2 protein-coding genes are annotated in these 1,991 nt (G+C 30.5%); both read right to left on the reverse strand.

The features are described from left to right. Window positions 1–166: 166 nt before the first annotated feature. On the reverse strand, window positions 167–466 hold the full coding sequence (locus tag FWJ34_RS19665) for a helix-turn-helix domain-containing protein (protein WP_396232102.1): 300 nt from the start codon (window positions 464–466) through the stop codon (window positions 167–169). A gap of 194 nt (window positions 467–660) precedes the next feature. Continuing rightward, a complete protein-coding gene (hemW, locus tag FWJ34_RS19220; RefSeq protein WP_308256934.1) occupies window positions 661–1,842 on the reverse strand; it encodes a radical SAM family heme chaperone HemW in 1,182 nt (393 codons plus the stop codon). Window positions 1,843–1,991 lie beyond the last annotated feature (149 nt).

Consider the following 1,991-nt stretch of genomic DNA (forward strand, 5'->3'; position numbering starts at 1 on the left):
ATCAGGAATATCTCTAGTTTTTATGATTTTTATTTCCGCCAAGCAATGGCATTTTAAGGATATTATTATTTAAGCTAATTGCCCCAATTAAATTAAAAGATTTCATTCTTTTTTTATATCTAGGAAAGCCTAATTTTTTAGCTTTCATGTCATTGAAAGCCTTATCTCATTTACGCAATGTTTGTTGCATTGCTTGAGCATTTCCTGCCTTAAGGAAAGAATTAGTTTTTTTAGCTAACGTAAGTTGGGCAGATTGAACATGATATGTTGGGTACTCAAAAGGTTCTACAATATATTCACTATACAAGGAACACTTATTTATTGAACAACTACGACTGTTATACCATAGTTTTCTTACATACAACCCATGATTCCACACCGATTTACAAACTGCAAGATTTAGTTCAATCTTCTCAATTTGCTTTGACGTGGGTAATAGTTTGTAGTTGTATGTTAGATTTAACATTTAGACTTTACTTTTTGATTTTCTTCATCTTAGCACTAATTTTACAATATTAATAACTAAATTGTAAATATAAAGCCGTCCTAGAAGGACGGGGTTTTAAACCCAATTTTTTGATAAAATTTTAGGTGGCTTTTCCAAAAATATTGATTTTAGAGTAATAAGTAATTAATCTGTCATATTTTTATTTAGGTTTATTAATTGTCAAAGGTTGAAAATAAAGCCGTTAATACGGTGTTAGAATATAAAAAACCTTGAGGATCTGTTAATCTTAATACATGAGTATTTTCATCAAATATTACTGATTTATCCTCTAAAAAACTATCCAGAGATTTTAAGATATTATCGGCTATTCCTTCACCAAAATTAGTCTTAACTTTCTCTAAATTTATTCCTTTTTTTAGCCTTAAGCCTAACATCAAAGTTTCTAATAATTGATCATTTTTTGAGGTAACAGGAATATCAATTATCCCTAAATTTTGACAATATTTTCCCACCCATGCAAAATATTCTTTTCTGGTACGAGGACGAGTAAAACGTTTATTATTAGTATAACTAGCCGCCCCCATGCCAAAACCGTGATAAGACTCGTTATGCCAGTAAACTTGATTATGTTGGCATTCGTAGCCTTTTTTGCCATAATTAGAAATTTCGTAATGATTATATCCAGCTTTTTGTAGTATTTCAGAAGCTAAACAATACATCTTCGCTGCGGTTTCATCAAGGGGTAAAGGATTGTCACCTTGAGCATATTTTTTACCGAATACAGTAACTGGTTCTAAGACTAAATCATAGCAGGAAAGGTGTTTTGGTTGCAAGGCGATCGCTTTTTCTAAAGATTCTTGCCAGTCATGGAGAGATTGACGGGGTAAACCAGATATTAAGTCTAAACTCCAATTATCAAAATTAGCTTGATGAATCCAATCTATAGATTGATTTATGTCTGTTAGCCTGTGTGTTCTTCCACAGATTTCTAATAAATTATCTTGAAAGGCTTGTAAACCTAAACTAACTCGATTAATCCCTAATTTTTGATATTGTTTCAGTTTTCTTAAATTAAAAGTAGCAGGATCGATTTCTAAAGAAATTTCTGCATTTTTACTAATGCCAAAATGTTGATTCAAAGTGTTTAAAATTATCTCTAATCCTTGAATCGCTAATAAAGAAGGAGTGCCACCACCAAAAAAAACTGTTGCTAATGGAAGAGTATTTTGTTTAGGGGTAGCCATAATTTCTTGACATAAAAAATCAACATATTCTTTTTGCCAAGGGGAATAATGATTGCCACTATTATCCCCTAAAACAGTAACGGGAAAATCACAATAAAAACATCTTCTTTTACAAAAAGGAATATGAATATAAGCAGATTTGATAAACATTAAGATGATTTAACATTCATGGGAAAAACTAGTTGATTATTGATTTAAGTATATTAAAATTAATGCTAAGCACTCGACGCATTTTACTTACATTTTTAATTAATTCTTAAAAATAATTGAAATCATCAACTCTTCCCTCTTCCCAAATC

Origin of the sequence: Geminocystis sp. GBBB08 (genome assembly GCF_016743215.1) — a bacterium.
GTDB lineage: Bacteria > Cyanobacteriota > Cyanobacteriia > Cyanobacteriales > Cyanobacteriaceae > Geminocystis.

Bases quoted from the DNA above. Each gene is read 5' to 3' on its own strand.
- FWJ34_RS19665 (WP_396232102.1), bottom strand. From the start codon at position 466: ATGTTAAATCTAACATACAACTACAAACTATTACCCACGTCAAAGCAA.
- hemW (WP_308256934.1), bottom strand. From the start codon at position 1,842: ATGTTTATCAAATCTGCTTATATTCATATTCCTTTTTGTAAAAGAAGA.